The organism is Rhizobium sp. LjRoot30 (genome assembly GCF_964253915.1).
In the GTDB taxonomy this organism is placed as follows: domain Bacteria; phylum Pseudomonadota; class Alphaproteobacteria; order Rhizobiales; family Rhizobiaceae; genus Metarhizobium.
This window is the reverse complement of the sequence record NZ_CAXUSG020000002.1, coordinates 25,901-45,696: the sequence shown is the minus strand read 5'-3', so window position 1 is coordinate 45,696 and position 19,796 is coordinate 25,901. Positions and strand designations below refer to the sequence as shown.

At 63.4% G+C, this 19,796-nt stretch carries 19 protein-coding genes; 11 read left to right on the top strand and 8 right to left on the bottom strand.

All coding sequences use genetic code 11. The features are described from left to right. Positions 1–86: 86 nt before the first annotated feature. Positions 87–1,742, top strand: a complete 1,656-nt coding sequence (locus ACSQ3I_RS04245; protein WP_435996357.1) for a sensor histidine kinase — start codon at positions 87–89, stop codon at positions 1,740–1,742. Positions 1,743–1,750: 8 nt separating this feature from the next. Here ACSQ3I_RS04245 and ACSQ3I_RS04240 read toward each other — a convergent pair whose 3' ends face one another. The 7 genes from ACSQ3I_RS04240 to ACSQ3I_RS04210 form a co-directional block, all read right to left on the bottom strand. After that, positions 1,751–2,476: a copper homeostasis protein CutC gene (locus ACSQ3I_RS04240; RefSeq protein ID WP_435996356.1), complete on the bottom strand. Its 726-nt coding sequence runs from the start codon at positions 2,474–2,476 to the stop codon at positions 1,751–1,753. Further along, the gene (locus ACSQ3I_RS04235) at positions 2,469–3,383 is read right to left on the bottom strand and encodes an ROK family protein (RefSeq protein WP_435996354.1); all 915 of its coding nucleotides are present in this window, start codon (positions 3,381–3,383) and stop codon (positions 2,469–2,471) included. The genes ACSQ3I_RS04240 and ACSQ3I_RS04235 overlap by 8 nt, the downstream gene beginning before the upstream one ends. 9 nt (positions 3,384–3,392) lie before the next feature. Continuing rightward, positions 3,393–4,394, bottom strand: a complete 1,002-nt coding sequence (locus tag ACSQ3I_RS04230; RefSeq protein WP_435996352.1) for an ABC transporter ATP-binding protein — start codon at positions 4,392–4,394, stop codon at positions 3,393–3,395. Positions 4,395–4,407: 13 nt separating this feature from the next. Then, positions 4,408–5,469, bottom strand: coding sequence for a Gfo/Idh/MocA family protein (locus ACSQ3I_RS04225; protein ID WP_435996350.1), 1,062 nt, complete (start codon positions 5,467–5,469; stop codon positions 4,408–4,410). Next, positions 5,466–6,305 carry a carbohydrate ABC transporter permease gene (locus ACSQ3I_RS04220; RefSeq protein WP_435996348.1) on the bottom strand — a complete coding sequence of 280 codons (840 nt, stop codon included), beginning with the start codon at positions 6,303–6,305 and terminating at the stop codon, positions 5,466–5,468. Before ACSQ3I_RS04220 ends, ACSQ3I_RS04225 begins: the two co-directional genes overlap by 4 nt. 10 nt (positions 6,306–6,315) lie before the next feature. Then, the gene (locus ACSQ3I_RS04215; RefSeq protein WP_435996346.1) at positions 6,316–7,278 is read right to left on the bottom strand and encodes a carbohydrate ABC transporter permease; all 963 of its coding nucleotides are present in this window, start codon (positions 7,276–7,278) and stop codon (positions 6,316–6,318) included. 369 nt (positions 7,279–7,647) lie between these two features. Continuing rightward, positions 7,648–8,904, bottom strand: coding sequence for an ABC transporter substrate-binding protein (locus tag ACSQ3I_RS04210; protein ID WP_435996344.1), 1,257 nt, complete (start codon positions 8,902–8,904; stop codon positions 7,648–7,650). Between the two features lie 376 nt (positions 8,905–9,280). Between ACSQ3I_RS04210 and ACSQ3I_RS04205 the strand changes: the two genes are divergently transcribed. From ACSQ3I_RS04205 to ACSQ3I_RS04160, 10 genes are all read left to right on the top strand, one after another. Beyond that, positions 9,281–10,171 (top strand): BadF/BadG/BcrA/BcrD ATPase family protein, encoded by an 891-nt coding sequence (locus ACSQ3I_RS04205; protein WP_435996342.1) that lies wholly within the window; start codon positions 9,281–9,283, stop codon positions 10,169–10,171. Next, a complete protein-coding gene (locus tag ACSQ3I_RS04200; RefSeq protein ID WP_435996340.1) occupies positions 10,168–10,932 on the top strand; it encodes a GntR family transcriptional regulator in 765 nt (254 codons plus the stop codon). The genes ACSQ3I_RS04205 and ACSQ3I_RS04200 overlap by 4 nt, the downstream gene beginning before the upstream one ends. Positions 10,933–10,955: 23 nt before the next feature. Beyond that, positions 10,956–11,978, top strand: a complete 1,023-nt coding sequence (locus ACSQ3I_RS04195) for an SIS domain-containing protein (RefSeq protein ID WP_435997538.1) — start codon at positions 10,956–10,958, stop codon at positions 11,976–11,978. Beyond that, positions 11,975–13,129 (top strand): N-acetylglucosamine-6-phosphate deacetylase, encoded by a 1,155-nt coding sequence (nagA, locus tag ACSQ3I_RS04190; protein WP_435996339.1) that lies wholly within the window; start codon positions 11,975–11,977, stop codon positions 13,127–13,129. Before ACSQ3I_RS04195 ends, nagA begins: the two co-directional genes overlap by 4 nt. Before the next feature lie 111 nt (positions 13,130–13,240). Continuing rightward, entirely contained in the window at positions 13,241–14,257 is a 1,017-nt protein-coding gene (locus ACSQ3I_RS04185; RefSeq protein WP_435996337.1) for a P1 family peptidase, read from the top strand. 102 nt (positions 14,258–14,359) lie between these two features. Next, complete coding sequence (locus ACSQ3I_RS04180) at positions 14,360–15,874, top strand: ABC transporter substrate-binding protein (protein ID WP_435996335.1); 1,515 nt, start codon at positions 14,360–14,362, stop codon at positions 15,872–15,874. A 37-nt stretch (positions 15,875–15,911) separates the two neighbouring features. Beyond that, on the top strand, positions 15,912–16,868 hold the full coding sequence (locus ACSQ3I_RS04175) for an ABC transporter permease (protein ID WP_435996333.1): 957 nt from the start codon (positions 15,912–15,914) through the stop codon (positions 16,866–16,868). Next, positions 16,865–17,725, top strand: a complete 861-nt coding sequence (locus ACSQ3I_RS04170; RefSeq protein ID WP_435996331.1) for an ABC transporter permease — start codon at positions 16,865–16,867, stop codon at positions 17,723–17,725. Before ACSQ3I_RS04175 ends, ACSQ3I_RS04170 begins: the two co-directional genes overlap by 4 nt. Next, a complete protein-coding gene (locus tag ACSQ3I_RS04165) occupies positions 17,722–18,705 on the top strand; it encodes an ABC transporter ATP-binding protein (protein WP_435996329.1) in 984 nt (327 codons plus the stop codon). The genes ACSQ3I_RS04170 and ACSQ3I_RS04165 overlap by 4 nt, the downstream gene beginning before the upstream one ends. After that, a complete protein-coding gene (locus ACSQ3I_RS04160; protein ID WP_435996327.1) occupies positions 18,705–19,490 on the top strand; it encodes an ATP-binding cassette domain-containing protein in 786 nt (261 codons plus the stop codon). Before ACSQ3I_RS04165 ends, ACSQ3I_RS04160 begins: the two co-directional genes overlap by 1 nt. Before the next feature lie 55 nt (positions 19,491–19,545). On the opposite strand, the gene ACSQ3I_RS04155 is transcribed toward ACSQ3I_RS04160, so the two are convergent. Next, positions 19,546–19,785, bottom strand: a complete 240-nt coding sequence (locus tag ACSQ3I_RS04155; protein ID WP_435996325.1) for a hypothetical protein — start codon at positions 19,783–19,785, stop codon at positions 19,546–19,548. Positions 19,786–19,796 lie beyond the last annotated feature (11 nt).

Below are 19,796 nucleotides of genomic sequence, written 5' to 3'. Positions count from 1 at the left end.
TAAGGGCATCCTTGGCGGCGCGTGCGAATCGGCAGCGAAGTGATGAAAAAGCGCGGTTCGTCAGTGCTTTGTGGGGGGGAATTGACGTGAGGAGACGGCTTTTCGCCGTTGCGGCGACGGCTTTGCTTCCCGCTATCGGAATGCTCAGCTACAACGAGCTTTTGACCAGGCAGCAACGTGACCGGGAGGTCCATCAGCAGGCGTTGCAGGCCGCGCGGCAGGCCGCGTCAGAGGTCGACCGGATCATCGAGGGTGTCCATAGCGTGCTGATTGCCGCCGCGGCGATCCCGGCCGTTTCCGACCTGGATCAGGCCGGATGTACCAACGCACTGAAACGCGTCGCCAGCGAATTGCCACCGATCCGGGCCATCCTCGTCTTCGGCCTGGACGGCAAACTTGTCTGCGACAGCTTCGGTTCGCCCGCCGGCATGGATTTTTCAGAACGCAGTTATGTTCGCGACGCCCTGTCTACCAAGGATTTTGTCGTCGGCGAATACACGATCAGCAAACTTTCCGACGGACCGATCCTGCCGGTCGCGATGCCGCTGCGGAGCGGAACGGAAATCAAAGGCGTGATCGCCACCGGCATCCGTCTTGAATGGCTCGACCAGCGGATCAGCGAAAGGGGTGTCACACCCGGTGGCGTGGTGACGATCGCGGATCGGAACGGCATCATCATCGCCCGCAATCCGGATCCGAAGCGTTTTGTCGGAACCAGCATTTCCGAGAGCTTCAGACCATACTTCAACGCCACCAAAGCCGGCACGGTAGAGGTAAAAAGCCCGGACGGAACACTGCGCATCGTTGGCTACGAGCCGATTTCGCTTCCCGGCAGCCCACTCTACATCGGCGCCGGCATGTCTAAAGAACAGGCGTTTGCCGATATCAACCGGGCCACGCTGGCCGGTGTCGCCTTCATTCTGCTCGGGGCCTTCATCGCCGTCCTTGCGGCCGTCTTTGTCGGCAACCGCTTCATCCTCAAGCCGATAGACCAGATCGTCAATGTTCTGCAGCGCTGGCGCAGCGGTGATTCCGAGGCGAGGACGAACATGGGCGGACGGTACGGGGAGCTAGGCCTTGTCGGCGCTTCCGTCGATCACCTTCTCGACGAACTCGACGAACGGCGGCGCCAGACGGAGCAGATGGTCGAGGCGCGAAAGCTGATGGGGCGGGAGCTTGCCCATCGCGTCAAGAACACCCTATCGATCGTCCAGGCCATCGCACGGCAGACATTCGGGCGCCAGAATCCAGAAGAATTCAAGTCGTTCTCGCAACGTATCGGCGCCTTTGCCGGCGGCTACGACATTTTGCTCGCCGACGACTGGGAAAGCGGCGAACTTCGCGATGTGATAGACCGCTCGCTCCTGCCGCATCGCGATTCGAACGACGCACGCATAAGCCTGGACGGCCCCAGTTGCCATCTCAGCCCGCCGGCAGTCCTTTCATTGTCGATGGTCATCCACGAACTGGCGACCAACGCCACCAAATACGGCGCCCTCAGCGATCGCACCGGTTCTGTTCGGATCGAATGGACCCTCGACGATGGCAGGGTAAGCCTCAGCTGGAACGAAAGCAGTGACCGCAGCGTCGAGGCGCCGACCCACGAAGGCTTCGGTTCCCGGCTCATTCGCGGCGCCTTTCCGGCGGAATTCGACGCCGAAACGTCCTTTTCCTACGAGGCAGACGGCCTGAAATTTTCCCTGTCCTTCGCCGGCGGCGCGACAAGAAAAACGGAAGCGTGACGACAGGCTCAGTTGCCTCTGAGCCGTTGTTTCAGGGCTGCCACCATTGCCGCCTCTGTGGAACGCGCCTCCGGGCTTTCAAAGCCGAACGCAAGAAGCTTTCCGCCGCTGGCGCAAACAACGCGTGAGCACGAGGAGTGCACTTCCGTTACCGCCGGCCAGGACAGCAGCGCGTCGATGGTGGCAAGCGTCACGCCCGCCCCCGGCATGATCGAGACGCGCCCCCGCGCGGCGGCGATTGCGGCCTGCAAGCCTTCCATGCCTTCCGCGACCGTCCGGGCGCCACCAGCGCTCAGAATACGTTCGAAACCGACATCCACCGCAACATCCACCGCCTCGGCAATATCCGGCACCAGATCGAAGCTGCGGTGCAGTGTGCTTCCCAGACCTTCGGCCGCAGTCACCAGGGCTTTCAGCACAGCGTGATCCAGCCGGCCGTCCGGCCGGTTGGCGCCGATGACGACGCCGGCGAGACCGGCATGGCGCACAGCCTCGATCTCGACCTTCATCATTTCCACTTCGACCGGAGAATAGATGAAGTCACCGGCGCGGGGGCGGATCATCGCATAGACCGGAATCGGCACCCGGGCCGCCTGATGCATCAGCCCGAGCGTCGGTGTGAGGCCGCCAAGCGCAAGCGCGCTGCACAATTCGATACGGTCGGCCCCACCGGAAACGGCAGCCTCCAGGCCGGCTGCGCTATCGACGCAGACCTCGAGCAGAATGTCAGCCATGGCCAAACTCCTTCAGGCCAAGAATGGCGGCGCCAATCAGGCCGGGCTCGACCCGGCAGGTGCCGCGCACCACCAGCGGCCGGTCGAAACGGCGCAGCGTGCGGGTGCGCACCGTGCGGTCGATTTCAGCGAGCAGCGGCTCGCAATTGGAAAGCCCGCCACCGACGGGGACAATGGTCGCCCCGGTAATATTGATCGTCAACGCCAGCGGCGAACTGACGAGATCGACGAGCACATCGACGGTGCGGACCGCCTCCGCATCGCCGGCCAGCCAATCGGCGACGATCCGCTCGCTGTCCAGCTCCTTGTCGTGGACGAGGCGATGCAGCCGCTCCAGGCCACGGGCGCCGCCGACCGTATCGACGCAACCCTTCTGGCCGCAACCGCAGGCGAAGGGCGGGATGGCGACCGGCGGCGTGCCGGCATAAGCGGCGATGGCCGGTCCATGGCCCCACTCGCCGGCAAAACCGCCTTCGGCATTCACCAACCGTCCATCGACCACCAGGCCGCCACCGACACCAGTGCCCAAAATGGCGCCGAAGACGATGCGATGCCCCTGGCCCGCACCGACGCCGGCTTCCGCAACCGCCAGGCAATCCGCATCGTTGGCAATCAGCACCGGCAGGCCGAGCGCCGCTTCCAGTTCAGCGGCAAGCAGCCGACCGTCGATGCACGGAATGTTGGCGACTTTCGCCGCCTTCGTCTCAGGATCGATGACCCCGGCAATCGAAATGGCGATGCCCAGCGGCGTCTCGCCGATTTCTTCCAGCGTCTGCCGGAGTACGCCGACGAAGGCGTCGAAATCATGCGCCGGCGTCGGCACGCGCGGCAGGGTCCGCACGTCCGTCGGCGAATGGGCGACGGCACCCTTGATGGCGGTGCCGCCGATATCGAAACAGAGGATCATTGTATCCTGTTACCGGATTGCCCGGTCGTTGGCATCGAAGCGATGCATGGAGCCGCGTTCCGGCGTGGCGAAAACCACGTCGTCTGGCGCATACTGATGCTCGCCGAACAGGCGAACCGTCAAGAGGCCGGTCGCCTCCGTCTCCATGTAAACGATGGTATCGGCGCCCAGATGCTCGACGTGGACCACCTTACCCTTCCAGTCGCCGCTTTCGCGCGACAGGGCGATGTGTTCCGGGCGGATGCCAACGGTCTTGGCGCCGCTCTCACCGAGCTTGCCGGCCTCGATGAAATTCATCTGAGGCGAGCCGATGAAACCGGCGACGAAGATGTTGGCCGGACGATTGTAAAGCTCCATCGGCGAACCGACCTGCTCGATGGCGCCGGCGCTGAGCACGACGATCTTGTCGGCCAGCGTCATCGCTTCCACCTGGTCGTGGGTGACGTAGATCATCGTCGCCTTCAACTCTCGGTGCAGGCGGGCGATTTCCAGGCGGGTCTGGACACGCAGCGCCGCATCGAGGTTCGACAGCGGTTCGTCGAACAGGAAAAGTTTCGGCTCGCGAACGATGGCGCGGCCGATGGCGACGCGCTGACGCTGGCCGCCGGAAAGCTCGGCCGGCCGGCGGGCGAGATAGGGGTCAAGCGACAGCATCTTCGATGCCTTGGTGACCCGCGTTTCGATCTCCTGTGCCGGCGCGCCGGCCTGTTTGAGGCCGAGGCCCATATTGTCCTTCACAGTCAGGTGCGGATAAAGCGCGTAGGACTGGAAGACCATGGCGATGCCGCGCTTGGCCGGCGGCACGGTCGCCACTTCCTGGCCATCGATGCGGATGCTGCCTTGCGACGCATCCTCCAGCCCGGCGATGACGCGCAGCAGGGTGGACTTGCCGCAGCCGGAGGGGCCGACGAAGATGACGAATTCGCCATCGGTGACGTCGAGGTCGATGCCCTTCAGCACTTCGTGGGTGCCAAAAGCCTTGCGGATGGATTTCAGTTGAAGAGAGCCCAAAGTCGCTGTTCCCTTACAAGATGACCGGTGCGCCGGTGCGAACGCTTTCATCCGCGGCAAGGCAGATGCGCAAGGATTGAACCGCATCGTCCATATGGCGGGTGAGATCGATATCCTCGCGGATCGCCTTCAGGACGTAGGCCTGCTCCAGATCGCAGAGATCCTGGTGCCCCGGCTCGCCGGCCATGGTCAGCTCCTCGTCGGGCCGCAAGAAACGGCCGTTCGGACCGGTCTCGGCGGTGTGCACCCGGATCACCGAGGTTTTCGTATGCGTGTCGATATCGTCCGACTTGGCGTTCGGGTCCATGACGATGGACACCGATCCCTTCGGCGACATGACATCCTTCACGAAAAAGGCGGTTTCGGAAATCATCGGCCCCCAGCCGGCTTCGTACCAACCGACCGAACCATCGTCGAACATCACCTGCAGGTGGCCGTAATTGTACATGTCCGGCTTCACCTCGTCGGAGAGGCGCAGGCCCATGCCGCGCACCTGTACCGGCTTGGCGTCGGTGATCTGGCACATGACGTCGACATAATGCACGCCGCAATCGACGATCGGCGAGGTGGTCTGCATCAGCGCCTTATGGGTTTCCCAGGTCGGGCCGCTGGACTGCTGGTTGAGGTTCATACGGAAGACGTAGGGCGGGCCGAGCTTGCGGGCCTCGGCGATCAGCCGCACCCAGGAAGGATGGTGGCGGAGAATGTAGCCGATCACCAGCTTGCGGCCGGCTTTTTTCGCGGCGGCAACGACACGCTCGGCATCGGCCACAGTCGTCGCCAGCGGCTTTTCGACGAAGACGTGGCAGCCGGCTTCAAATGCGGCAACGGCGTAGTCGGCATGGCTGTCGGAATAGGTGCAGATCGAAGCAAGCTCCGGCTTCAGCTCGGCGAGCGCCGCCGAAAAATCCGGATGGATCGTGTAGCCCTTCAGTTCGTCCGGCAGCGCGACCTGCGAGCGGTTGACGAGGCCGACGATCTCGAAGCCCGGATTGTTATGATAGGCGAGCGCGTGGCTGCGACCCATATTGCCGAGACCGGCGACGAGGACGCGAACGGGTTTTTGCGAACTCACTTGACTGCTCCTGCTGTGATGCCGCGGATCAGCTGCCGCGAGAAGATGACGTAAAGGACGAAGACCGGGAAGATCGCCAGAGACAGGGCGGCGAGCACGGCGTTCCAGTTGGTGACGAACTGGCCGATGAACATCTGCGAGCCGAGCGTGACCGTCTTGGTCGATTCACCGGGGGCAAGGATCAGCGGGAACCACAGGTCGTTCCAGATCGGGATCATGGTGAAGACGGCGACCGTCGCCATCGCCGGACGCACCAGCGGCAGCACCAGGCGGAAGAAGATGGCATATTCCGACAGCCCGTCGATGCGCCCGGCATTCTTCAGGTCGTCGGAGACGGTGCGCATGAATTCCGACAGGATGAAGATGGCGAGCGGCAGGCCCTGCGCCGTATAGACGAGGATCAACGCCGTCAGCGTGTTGACCAGGTTTGCCGCGACCATGCCCTGCAGGATGGCGACCGTGCCGAGGCGGATCGGGATCATGATACCGATGGCGAGGTAAAGCCCCATCGCCGTATTGCCGCGGAAACGGTATTCGGAGAGCGCGAAAGCCGCCATGGCACCGAACAGCAGCACGAAGAAGATCGACACCACAGTGACGACAAAACTGTTCTGGAAATAGAGCAGGAAATCGCCTTGCTTCAGCACCGTCTCGTAGCCGACCAGGCTGAAGGTCGAAGGGGTCGGAACCGCCATCGGCTCACGGAAGATGGCGTTCTTCGCCTTGAACGAGTTGATAATCGTCAGGAACACCGGAAACAGCGCGATCAGCGTGTAGGCGAGCAACGCCAGATGCACGAAGCCGGAACGGATGGGGGATTGGGTCGCCTTGGCCACGAAACCCTCCTCAGAACTGGTAGCGACGCATGCGCCGCTGGATGATGAAAAGATAGAAGGACACGCCGGCGAGGATGATCAGGAACATCACCGTGGCGATCGTCGCCCCCATGGACCGGTCGCCCAGCTGCAGCTGGAAGCCGAAGAAGGTGCGGTAGAGCAGCGTGCCGAGAATGTCCGTCGAGCCGTCGGGACCGGCGAGCGCCCCCTGCACGGTATAGATCAGGTCGAAGGCGTTAAAATTGCCGACGAAGGTCAGGATCGAGATGATGCCGATGGCGGGCAGGATCAGCGGCAGCTTGATCTTCCAGAACTGGCTCCAGCCGGTGATGCCGTCACACTCCGCCGCCTCGATCACCTCGTCGGGGATGTTCAGCAGCGCAGCATAGATCAGCATCATCGGGATGCCGACATATTGCCAGACGGAGATCAGCGATACGGCGATCAGCGCCGAACCGGGCTTGCCGAGCCAGGGCGAAAACAGCGCCTTGAGGCCGACGAGATCCATCATCCACGGCGCCACGCCCCAGAGCGGCGAGAGAATGAGCTTCCAGATGAAGCCGACGATGACGAAGGACAGCAGCGTCGGCAGGAAGATGGCCGTGCGGTAGAAACTGACGAAACGCAGCTTCGGGATCGACAGCATGGCGGCGAGCGCCACGCCGATCGGGTTTTGCACCACCATGTGGATGGCGAAGAAAATCAGGTTGTTCTTCAGCGCGTTCCAGAAGCTTGCGGCCCAGCGGTCGTCGCCGAACAGGGTGGAGAAGTTGCCGAGGCCGACAAAGACCGGCTGACCGTCGACCGTATTGAACAGCGACAGGCGCAATGTCTCGATCAAAGGCAGGATCATGATCGCCGAATAGACGATGAAGGCCGGCGCCAGGAAGACGACGATATGCCAGCGGAACGGCCGCTTGATCGTGGGTAGGTCTGGATCGCTGTGATCGGTTGCGCTCATGGCTCGGTCCATTGTTCGGATCTTCGTGTCGTCCATTGCCCCGCAGGCCGGACATGCGGCGTTCTCGCGCCACAGGGGTGTTCGGCGCCGTCTACGGACGGGGAAACTTGGCTTGCCTATACCAAACAGCAAATCGCCTTCGGCGTCGATTGAAATAGGAAAACAAGTGGTGGATCAGGTTTGTTTGTCGGATGGCGAGCAAAAGCCCCTCATCCGCCTGCCGGCACCTTCTCCCCGTAGTACGGGGAGAAGGGGGTATGCCGCACCCTTTTGGCCACACTCGACGTCGCGTGTGGCAAGCCCCCTCTCCCCGCAAGCGGGGAGAGGGTTAGGGTGAGGGGCAAAACCGCCGGGATGAAGGTGGCTTAAAGCCGCCTCATATCACTTCGCAGGCTTGTACCAGCTGTCGAGGCCCTTCTGGAGCTTTTCGCCGGCCACTTCCGGGGTATCCGTGCCGTTGATGACGTTGGCGGATTCCACCCAGGTCTCGTTTTCGAGGTTCGGCGTGCCGCGCGACAGGATCTGGTAGGTCGAACGGATCGTCGGCTTGCACTTTTCACGCCAGGAGACGAATTCCTGGGCGAGCGGATCGGCCATCTTCACCGCCGTCGAGTTCAGGCTGAAGAAGCCCGGCAGCGAGTTGGCGTAGATGTCAGCGAATTCCGGCGAAGCGATCCACGAAAGCAGCTTCTTGGCTTCTTCCGCATGGGCGCTCTTGGCATTGAGGCCAACGCCGATGTCGTTGTGGTCGGAGATGTAGCACGTGTCGCCGGCAGCCTTAACCGGCGGCGGGAAGGCGCCCATCTTGAACTCGGCCTGGCTGTTGAACAGACCGATTTCCCACGAGCCGGCCGGATAGATAGCAGCGCGGCCGAGCGTGAAGAGGTTCTGGCTGTCCGGATAGGTCTGGGCTTCGAAACCGTCGCCGAGATAATCCTTCCACTTGGCGAGAACCTTGTAGGGCTCGACCCAGGCGGCGTCCGTCAGCTTCTGCTCGCCCTTGATCAGAGCAGCGCGGCCTTCTTCACCCTTCCAGTAGGTCGGGCCGATGTTCTGGTAGCCCATGGTGGCAGCTTCCCAGAGATCCTTCGTGCCCATGGCCATCGGAACGTAGGTGCCGTCAGCCTTGATCTTGTCGAGGGCAGCGAAGAAATCCGCTTCCGTTGCCGGGACGGCGATGCCGAGCTTGTCGAAGGCATCCTTGTTGTAGATGAAGCCGTGGATGACCGAAGCCATCGGCACGCAGAAGGTCACCGAACCGTCGTCCGTCGTCCAGGCGGAGCGGGCGACCGGCGAGAAGTTTTCCATGCCGCCGAGCGAGGTCAGGTCGGCGAGGTGCTTCTTGTTGTAGAGTTCGAGCGAGGCGTCGAACGGACGGCAGGTGATGAGATCGCCTGCGGAGCCGGCGTCGAGCTTGGCGTTCAGCGCGGCATTGTATTCGGTCGGCGCGGTCGGCGAGAAGACCACCTTGATACCGGGGTTCTTGGCTTCGAACGCCGGGATAAGTTTTTCCTGCCAGATCGACAGGTCGTCGTTGCGCCAGCTTTCGATGGTCAGCGTCACGTCCTCGGCATGCGCGATGCCGGTGACGCCAAGAATGCTCGTGGTGACGAGCAATGCCTTCATGATGCGGTTCATTCTGTTCTCCCTCTTCCGGAACGCCACTATGACGCCCCTGAAACCCTGTCGTTTCTTGTCCCCGCCGCTTCCGGCGCAGGACCGTTCTCGCGTTTTGAGAAGAACAGTTCCGAACGAGATGCCTTTGATTTTCCGGCATTCTGGTGCATGGTCGGCAGGCTTGGCTGTCCGGTTGTTCCCCTTTGCCGTGAGAATGCCAAAAAAATACCAATTGTCCAGCGGCAAATTTACGTTTTTGCGCAAACAGCGGACCAACATAAGACCGCAAGCAAATAAATCGTTTTAAATCAGATAATTAAGTTTTTTTGACATACCAGACCAAAACGCGCTTGGTTAATGGTTCTTTTTTGGTATTATCCCGCCGCGGAGGTAGGCCATGCCGGATTTCATCGTGGGTATAGATGGTGGAGGCACCAGTTGCCGGGCGGCTGTGGCTGCTCGCGACGGCGTTATCCTCGGCCGCGGCAAGAGTGGCGCTGCCAACATCCTCACCGATCCGGATACCGCGCTGGCCAATATCCTTGCCGCCACCCAGGCCGCCTTCCATGAGGCCGGCGTCGAGGCGCAGCATATTGCCTCGTCGGCCGCGCTGGTCGGGGTTGCCGGCCACAATGTCGGAGAGGCCGTACATTATGTCCGCGCCCGCCTGCCCTTTGCCCGCGCTGCAATCGAATCCGATGGCCTGATTGCCTTGCAAGGCGCACTGGGCGACCGGGACGGCGCAGTCGGCATCCTGGGAACCGGGACGCTCTACATTATCCGCCACGCCGAAACGGTGCGCTATCTCGGCGGCTGGGGTTTTGCCGTCGGCGATCTCGGCAGCGGCGCACGCCTTGGACATGCGGCCTTGCAGGAATGCCTGCTGGCCCATGACGGCATCCATGAGGAAACGGCGCTGACGCGCACCCTGCTGGACGAATTCGGCCGTGATCCGGGACGAATCGTCGAATTTGCCCGCGCCGCCCATCCCGGAGACTTCGGCCGCTATGCGCCAGCTGTCTTTGAGCACGCCGAAAGCCACGATGCCACGGCGCTGTCGATCATCCGCACCGCGGCAGCCACGATCGACGTGGCCCTCGATACCGTCGCAAAACTGGCCGGGCCGGATGACGGCCTCTGTCTGCTTGGCGGCCTGGCGCGGCTTTATAGTCCTTATATTGCCGAGCGCCACCGTTCGCGCGTCGGCCAACCGCTTGCCGATGCCCTGACGGGCGCTGTCGCTCTGGCCGCCGCCCGTTTCGCCGCTGCCGCGGAGGCAACGTCATGAGCCAGGCTCTGGCTTCACTCCTGCCGCTCGACGGTTTTCCCGGGGCTGGCACCGGGCCGCTTTACCTCAAGCTGCGCCAGACGCTGGAAGACGCGATCCGCACCGGGCGCCTTGGCCACGGCGATGCATTGCCGGCGGAGCGCGACCTTGCCGATTACGCCAGCGTCAGCCGTGTCACCGTACGCAAAGCGGTCGACGATCTGGTAAAGGACGGCCTGCTGCTGCGCCGCCACGGCTCCGGCACCTTCGTCGTCAAACCGGTTTCGCGCGTGCAGCAACCCTTGTCGCAGCTGACCTCGTTTACCGAGGATATGGCGCGCCGCGGTTTCGTTACCCGCTCGGAATGGCTGGAACGCGATCTTTTTACGCCGTCGCCCGACGAAATCATGATGCTCGGGCTGGGAGCCGTTGATACGGTCGCCCGATTGGGCCGGCTGCGACTTGCCAACGACATGCCCATGGCCATCGAACGGGCGAGCCTGCCGCCGGATATCCTGCCCGATCCGCAGGCGGTTACCGGCTCGCTCTACGCCGAACTGCAGAAGAGCGGTGTGCGGCCGGTGCGGGCCGTGCAGCGGATTTCGGCCTGCAACATCCAGAATGCCGATGCGGCGCTGCTCGCCATGCCGGTTGGCGCCGCCGGCCTGTCGATCGAACGTATTTCTTATTTGAAATCGGGCCGCGTGGTGGAGTTCACCCGCTCTCTCTATCGGGGAGACGCCTATGATTTCGTCGCCGAGATGACTCTCGCCGATTCATGACCAACTGACGGAAAGGCATGACGATGCAAACCCATATGAGCCGCGAGATCGGTGAAATCCCAGAGGCCGCCGCCCGCCTGCTCGATCGTTCAGCGGCCTCCCTCGCCGCAGCCGGACAGGCGCTCCGCGACAAGGACCCGGCCTTCCTGATCACCATTGCCCGCGGGTCCTCCGACCATGCCGCCCACTTCATCAAATATGCAGTGGAACTGCAGGCAGGCCGGCCGGTCGCCTCGCTCGGCCCGTCGCTTGCCTCCATCTACAAGACCAACCTGAAGCTGGCCGGTGGCGCGGCGATCGCCATTTCGCAATCCGGCAAGAGCCCCGACATCGTCTCGATGGCGCAGGCGGCTACCGATGCCGGCGCCGTCACCATCGCGCTGACCAACACCCTGCCGTCGCCCATGGCATCGGCCTGCTCGCATGCGCTGGATATCTGCGCCGGACCGGAACTCGCCGTCGCTGCGACGAAATCCTACGTCAACTCCGTCGTCGCCGGCCTTGCCGTGCTGGCGGAATGGACCAATGACGACGAACTGCGCCGTGCCGTTGCCGAACTGCCAGGCCATCTGCAGCGCGCCGTCGGGCTCGAATGGGACGAACTCGCGCTGGCGCTGGCCGGAGCGGAATCGCTATACATGCTGGGCCGCGGGCCGGCGCTTGCCATCGCTGGTGAAGCGGCGCTGAAGTTCAAGGAGACGTCGGAAGTCCATGCCGAGGCCTATTCGGCTGCGGAAGTGCTGCACGGCCCCGTCGCGCTCGTCAGCTCCAACTTCCCGGTCATCACCTTTGCGGCCCGCGATGCCGCCGAAGGCTCGGTCACCGATATCGCCGACAGCCTTGCCGACAAGGGCGGCCTCGTTTTCGCGACGTCCGACAAGGTCAAGAAGGCCCGGCCGCTGCCCTTCGTCGCCACCGGCCACCCGCTGACCGACGCACTGGCGCTGATCCTGCCGTTCTACGGTTTCGTCGAGGCATGGTCGCGCTCGCGCGGCTTCAACCCGGATGCCCCCGCAGCCCTCAAGAAAGTGACCGAAACCCGATGAGCAGGACGGCGATCACCGGCGCGCGCATCTTCGACGGCCACGACTGGCACGAAGACAAGGCGCTCGTCTTTTCCAACGGCATCGTCGAGGCGCTGGCTGCCGACCTTCCCGCCGATGCGGAGCGTGTCGATGCGGCCGGTGCCTTGCTCGTGCCCGGCTTCATAGACCTGCAGGTCAATGGCGGCGGCGGCGTCATGCTGAACAGCGAACCGACGGTCGACGGCATCCGGCAGATCTGCGCCGCCCATGCCCAGTTCGGCACCACGGCGCTCCTGCCGACGCTGATCACCGATACGCCGGAGATCACCGCTGCAACCATCGCTGCCGGCAAGCAGGCCCGGGAAACGCATGTTCCGGGCTTTCTCGGCCTGCATCTCGAAGGTCCGCACCTTTCCATCGCCCGCAAGGGCGCGCACGATCCGGCCCTGATCCGGCCGATGACCGACACCGACCTCGACCGCCTTCTCGCCTGCAAGGGCAGTTTCGAGGCGCTGCTGATCACCGTCGCGGCGGAAAACGTCACGACCACCCAGGTCGAAAAGCTGGCGGCGGCCGGTTTCATCGTCAGTCTCGGCCATACGGACACCACCTACGATACAGCGGTTTCCTACGCGGCGGCCGGTGCTCGCATGGTGACGCATCTGTTCAACGCCATGAGCCCGCTCGGCCATCGCCAGCCCGGCGTCGTCGGCGCGGCGCTCTCGACGGCATCGCTGTTTGCCGGCCTGATCGCCGACGGGTTCCATGTCGACCCCGCCTCGATCGGCATTGCGCTGCGGGCCAAGCAGGGACCGGGAAAGATTTTTCTGGTGACCGACGCCATGTCGACCATCGGCACCGACCTCACCAGTTTTACGCTCAACGGCCGGGAAATCCTGCGCGAGGGCGGACGGCTGACGCTGGCGGACGGCACGCTGGCCGGCGCCGATATCGATATGCTCTCCTCCATCCGCTTCATCCATGAAAAGCTTGGCCTGTCGCTCGACGAGGCCTTGCGCATGGCAAGCCTCTATCCGGCAGAAGCCGTCGGCCTGCAGGATCGTTACGGCAGCCTGAAAGCCGAGCAACATGCCAGCTTCGTCATCCTGACGCCCGGTCTCGACATGCAGAGCACCTGGATCGGCGGCGATTGCGTCCACCGGCAGGCCTGAAACAAGAAATGCGTGAATGGAGAGCCGCAAAGGCTTTCCATCCGCATTCGATATCGCAATGATCCACCCGATCGAAGGCCTGCATATGGCCCTTGTGGGGGAGGCAGTAATTTGAGCGAATGGCGTAATCTTCTCACCGATGTCGAAGGTGTTTCCGTTGGCCATGCCACCGACCTGACGCTCGGTTCCGGTGTCACGGCCATCGTCTTCGACAGGCCGGCCACCGCCTCGGGCAGCGTGCTCGGCGGCGCGCCCGGCGGCCGCGATACCGACCTTCTCGATCCGGCGATGACCGTCAGTGAGGTCGATGCCTTCGTGCTGTCCGGCGGCTCGGCCTTCGGCCTCGATGCTGCCGGTGGCGTGCAGGCCGGGCTCCGTGAGGCTGGCCGCGGCTTTCCGGTCGGCAATGTCCGCGTGCCCATCGTGCCGCAGGCAATCGTCATGGACCTGCTCAACGGCGGCAACAAGGACTGGGGCCTGCACTCCCCCTATCGCGACCTCGGCTACGCTGCCTTCAAAGCGGCCCGCACCGGCGATTTCGCGCTCGGCACGGTCGGCGCCGGGACCGGCGCCACGACGGCAACCCTCAAGGGCGGTCTGGGTTCCGCCAGCGCCCGGACCAGGAGCGGCCATGTCGTCGCCGCACTTGCGGTCGTCAATGCGCTCGGCTCGGCGACGATCGGCAACGGCGCGCAATTCTGGGCAGCCCCTTTCGAACAAGACAATGAATTCGGCGGCCTCGGCATGCCACAGCGATTCGACCCGGCCGATACGGCAATGCAGATCAAGGGGGCGTCGACAACGGCCACCACCATCGCCGTCGTGGTGACGAACGCGGTGCTGACCAAGGCGCAGATCCATCGCCTGTCGATCACCGCCCATGACGGCCTTGCCCGGGCGATCCTCCCGGCCCACCTGCCGCTCGACGGCGACACGGTGTTTTCCGCAGCGACCGGCCGGCGCACCATCGACGGCATGCCGGATTTCCTCGCCTTGTGCCACGCGGCAACCGCCGTAATGGCGCGGGCCATCGCCCGCGGCGTCTTCACCGCCAGCGCCCTGCCCCACACCGGCAGCCAGCCCGCCTGGCGCGACCGGTTCGGCGCACAGCACCCGTTCGACTTCTGACATGGGGACAAAACGGCAGGCCGGACATTCGCCGTTGTCTCTTCCTCTTTGAAATGACAGTATTTCCTGAAAATATGTCGACGGACAGATGGAAGGTTTTGCATGGCACATTTTGTTCGGTCGATCTCGAAAGGCCTGGCTTTTGCCGTTACGGCATTGGCTTGCCTGCTGGTCGCAACGATGGCCACCGCCGCGCCGCGCACCGACCTTGCCATTGGCATGACCATCGAGCCTGCCGGCCTTGATCCGACGATTGCAGCACCCGTCGCCATCGGCCAGGTGACCTGGCAGAACATCTTCGAAGGCCTCGTAACCATCGACCGCGACGGCAAGATCCAGCCGCAGCTCGCCTCATCCTGGGAAATCTCCCCGGATGGGCTGACCTACCGGTTCTCGCTGCGCAGCGGCGTCACCTTCCATGACGGCGAAGCCTTAACCGCCGGTGTCGCCAAGGCATCCATCGACCGCGCTCGTGCTGCCGATTCGGTCAATCCGCAGAAACGTTTCTTCGCTTCGGTCGACACCGTCGCGGCAGAAGACCCGCAAACGCTGGTGATCCGCCTGAAACAACCGGCCGGCAGCCTGCTCTACTGGCTCGCCTGGCCCTCCTCGGTGATCGTCGGCGAAAAGAGTGCGGCAAACAACAAGACGACGCCGGTCGGCACCGGCCCGTTCGTCTTCGTGCGCTGGGCCAAGGGAGATCGGGTCGAACTGAAGCGCAATCCGGACTATTGGAACAAGGAAATGGCGGTCAAGCTCGAGACCGTGACCTTCCGTTTCATCAGCGATCCGCAGGCGCAATCCGCCGCACTGGTTTCCGGCGATGTCGACGCGTTTCCGGAATTCGGCGCCCCCGAACTGATGAGCTCCTTCGACGGCGACGAGCGGCTGACCACCGTCGTCGGAGATACCGAGCTGAAGGTGGTGGCGGGCATGAACAACACCCGCAAGCCGTTCGACGACAAGCGGGTGCGCCAGGCGCTGATGATGGCGCTCGACCGCACCACCATCATCGAAGGGGCGTGGTCCGGTCTCGGCACGCCGATCGGCAGCCATTACACGCCGAATGATCGCGCTTATGTCGATCTGACCGGCGTCTATTCCTACGACCCCGAAAAGGCCAAGGCGCTGCTCGCCGAAGCCGGTTATGCCAACGGGTTCAGCTTCACGATCAAGGCGCCGCAAATGTCCTACGCAGCGCGGACGGCGGAGGTCATGCAGGCGCTTTTGGCGGAAATCGGCGTGACGATGACCATAGAGCCGACGGAATTTCCGGCAAAATGGGTTCAGGACGTCTTCACCGGCCGCGACTACGACATGACCATCGTCGCCCACGCCGAGCCGATGGACATCGATATCTATTCCCGCGATCCCTATTATTTCAATTATCGCAACCCGGCTTTCGACGAGACGATCCGCAAGGTGGAACAGACATCGGAGACAGCTGCGCAGGACAAGCTCTACCAGGAAGCACAAAAAATCCTGGCCGACGACGTGCCGGCGCTTTTCCTGTTCGTCATGCCGAAGCTCGGCGTCTGGGACAAGCGGCTGAAGGGCCTGTGGGAAAACGAACCCATCCCCTCAAACGTGCTGGCGGAGGTCTATTGGACGGAATGAGCGGCTGGCGACACGGCACGCAGCCTGGCGGGCCGGCATGATCGCGCTGATGGCACGCCGTTTCGTCGGCCTGCTGCTGACGCTTCTCGCCGTGTCGGCGCTGATATTCCTGGTCATGGACCTGCTGCCGGGCGACCCGGCGGCGATCATGCTTGGCACCTCGGCGAGCGCCGATACGCTGGCGGCGCTGCGGCACCAACTCGGCCTCGATCAACCCTTGCCGTTGCGCTATGTGCAATGGCTCGGCGGCGTGCTTCAAGGCGATCTCGGGCAGTCACATACCTATGGCGTGCCCGTTGCCGGGCTGATTGCCGACAGGCTGGCGGTGACCCTGCCGCTTGCGGCGATGGCCATCCTGCTCTCCATTCTGATCGCCGTGCCCCTCGGCGTGACAGCCGCGGCGAAACGCAACAGCCTGGCCGATCTTGCCGCAACGCTGTTTGCGCAGGCCGGCATCGCCGTGCCGGCCTTCTGGATGGGGCTGCTGCTGATCATGCTGTTTTCCATGCAGCTCGGCTGGACGCCGGCCGGCGGTTTTCCCGGCTGGCATGCCGGCCCGCTCGCGGCATTGCACGCCTTGTTGTTGCCATCGCTGGCGCTCGCCCTGCCGCAGGCAAGCGTGCTCACCCGCGTCACCCGAACGGCCGTCCTGGATGTTCTCGACGAAGATTTCGTGCGCGCGGCCCGGGCGAAAGGGCTTTCGTGCCGGGCCGCGCTGTGGCGGCATGCCGTGCCCAATGCGATGGTGCCTGTCGTGACCATGCTCGGGTTGCAGTTCACCTTTCTGGTCGCCGGCGCGGTGCTCATTGAAAACGTCTTCAACCTGCCGGGCCTCGGGCGGCTCGCCTATCAGGCGCTGTCGCAGCGGGATATCGTCGTCATGCAGGACGTTGTCCTGTTCTTTGCCGCGCTGGTCATTGTCGTCAATTTCCTGGTGGACCTGTCATATCTCTGGCTCGATCCGCGCCTGCGCAGCGGAAGGGCGATTTCATGAGCGGCGCCGGCTCCATCGCAAAACCCGCAACAGTCTTCCGGTTGCGGCGCCATGCTCCGCTGGCAATTGGGCTGACGCTCATCCTTCTTCTGACGACCATCGCACTCGTCTCGCTTGTCTGGACACCGTTCCCGCCGTCGAAGATGCAGATCATGCAGAAACTCAAGCCTCCGTTCGAGGTCGGGTTGCTCGGCACGGATCAGTATGGTCGCGATGTCCTGTCGTTGCTGATGGCCGGGGCATGGAATTCACTGTCGATCGCCCTGTTCGCCGTGACGCTGGGCGCCACCATCGGCGTGATTATCGGGCTTGCCGCCGCCGCATGGCAGGGCCTCCTGGAAACCGTCACCATGCGCGGCTGCGACGTGATCTTCGCCGTGCCGCCGATCCTTTCGGCGATGATGCTCGGCGCCTTCATCGGGCCGGGACGTTGGACAGCCATTTTGGCAATCGCCACCTTCATGGTGCCGGTGTTCACGCGCATTACAGTCGGCGCAGCGCGGCAGATCTGGACGCGCGATTTCATCCTCGCCGCCCGGGCCGCCGGCAAGGGGCCGCTGCTGATATCCTGGCAGCATGTGCTGCCGAACATCATCGGACCGATCATCGTCCAGGTCACGATCCAGCTGGGACTGGCAATCCTGACGGAAGCAGGCCTCAGTTTCCTTGGCCTCGGCCTGCCGCCACCGGCGCCCAGTTGGGGGCGGATGCTGGCGGAATCACAGACCTTCCTGCGGGCCGCACCGTGGCTGGCCATCCTGCCCGGTCTCGCCGTCGCCTTGTCCGTGCTCGGCTTCAACCTGATCGGCGACGGCTTGCGCGACCGTCTCGATCCACGGCAAAGGGGGCGGATTTGATACCCACTCCCCTGCTCCGCGTGGAAAATCTTGCCGTATCGCTGCGGCTTGCCGATGGCCGGCTGCTGCCAATCCTCAATGACATCTCGTTTGCCATCGGGCGGGGGGACACGCTGGGCATCGTCGGGGAATCGGGTTCGGGCAAGACGATTTTGTCGCTGGCCGTGATCGGCCTGCTGCCGGAAAGCGCGGTGGTTTCCGGACAGATCGTTTTCGACGGTCAGCCATTGACCGACCTCGACGACAAAGGCCTCTGTCGAATCCGTGGCAGCCGCATCGGCATGATCTTCCAGGAGCCGACGGCGGCTCTCAACCCGGCGATGACGATTGCCGACCAGATTGCCGAAGGCATCGTCCTGCATCGGGGTACGAGCTGGCGCGACGCACGCCGGCAGGCAATCGACCTGCTCGACAGGGTGAGGATCGATCAGGCTGCGAAGCGGGCGGACGATTATCCGCATGAACTGTCCGGCGGGCAGCGCCAGCGTGTCGGCATCGCCATTGCCCTGGCGCTCGAACCGGAACTGCTGATCGCCGACGAGCCGACCACGGCTCTGGATGCCACGGTACAAAGGGAGGTACTCGGCATCCTGACGGAATTCGTCCGCGAGAAGAACATGGCGCTGATGCTGGTCAGCCACAATCTCGGCGTCGTCGCCCACATGGCAGGACGGATGCTGGTGCTCTATGCCGGGGCGAGGATGGAGGAAGGCAGTACCGCCGATGTGCTCGGCGATCCACGCAACCCCTACACCCGTGGACTGCTGGCCGCCCTGCCCGGAAGGACTGAAAGAGGTCGCCGTATGGTGAGCATTCCGGGCAACGTCCCCTCTCTTGCCCGCCTGCCGCCCGGTTGCCGTTTTGCCGGGCGCTGTCCCGAAGAAATCCCCGCATGTTCGCAAGCCGAACCTGGCTGGCGGGCATTCGCCGACGGTCGCGGCGTACGTTGCCTGCGCGCCCTCACGATGGAAAGCGTGTGATGACGCCGCTCCTCGACATCCGTACACTCACGCGCGTCTACGGGGGCCGCACGCCATTCGGCAGCGAGCCTGCCTTTGTGGCGCTCGACGATGTCTCGTTTTCCGTTTCGGCCGGCAGCATTCACGGGCTGGTCGGCGAAAGCGGCTCGGGCAAATCGACATTGGCGCGGCTCGTCATGGCGCTTGACCGGCCGACATCAGGCGATGTCCTGCTCGAAGGCCAGTCGATCTTTTCCCTGTCCGCCAAGGTGTTGAAGCATCGGCGCCGCGATTTCCAGATGGTGTTCCAGGATCCGCTGGCGTCCCTCGATCCGCGCTACACGGTGGGGCGCATCGTCGCCGAGCCGTTGCATGTACTGGAGCCGAAACCGCGCCGTGACGAAGCACGGCAAAAAGTCGTCGACATTCTCGGTCAGGTCGGCCTTTCGGCCGATGCGATCGATCGTTTCCCGCATGAATTTTCCGGCGGCCAGCGGCAGCGCATCGCCTTTGCACGGGCGCTGATCACCCGGCCGAAACTGGTGGTCGCAGACGAACCCGTCTCGGCGCTCGACCTTTCGGTGCAGGCGCAGGTTCTCAATCTCATTCAGGATATGCGAAAAGAGTTCGGCACGGCGTTTCTCTTCATCAGCCACGATTTGGCCGTCGTGGAAGCGATTGCCGATCAGGTTACCGTCATGCGGCGTGGGCGCATCGTCGAGACCGGCACGGTCGACGACATATTCGACCGTCCGCAACAGGCCTACACGCGCGAACTTCTGGCCGCCCAATTGTCGCTCACATAAAAGGCCGGCGTGGAAGCGCCGACCTTGGTTTGAGGGATTTATGTCTGGAAACGTTCTATAGGGTGGCCGCACCCGTCTTCGTCGTATCCTTTCCAAGTCGCCCGAGGGCTTTTTCGACGAGACGCAAGTCGCTCTGCCAGCCATCGTCCTCGACCATGGGGCTCTCGCTGGCAGCACGCTGCAGCGCACGGGCCTCTTCCTCCAGCGTCTGCAACTTGGCGATCTTCCTTTCCTTCGGCAGGGCCGGATCGTCCAGGATGTCGCTGATCTTCAACTCAATCATCGTTACGGTCATCGCATTTCCTT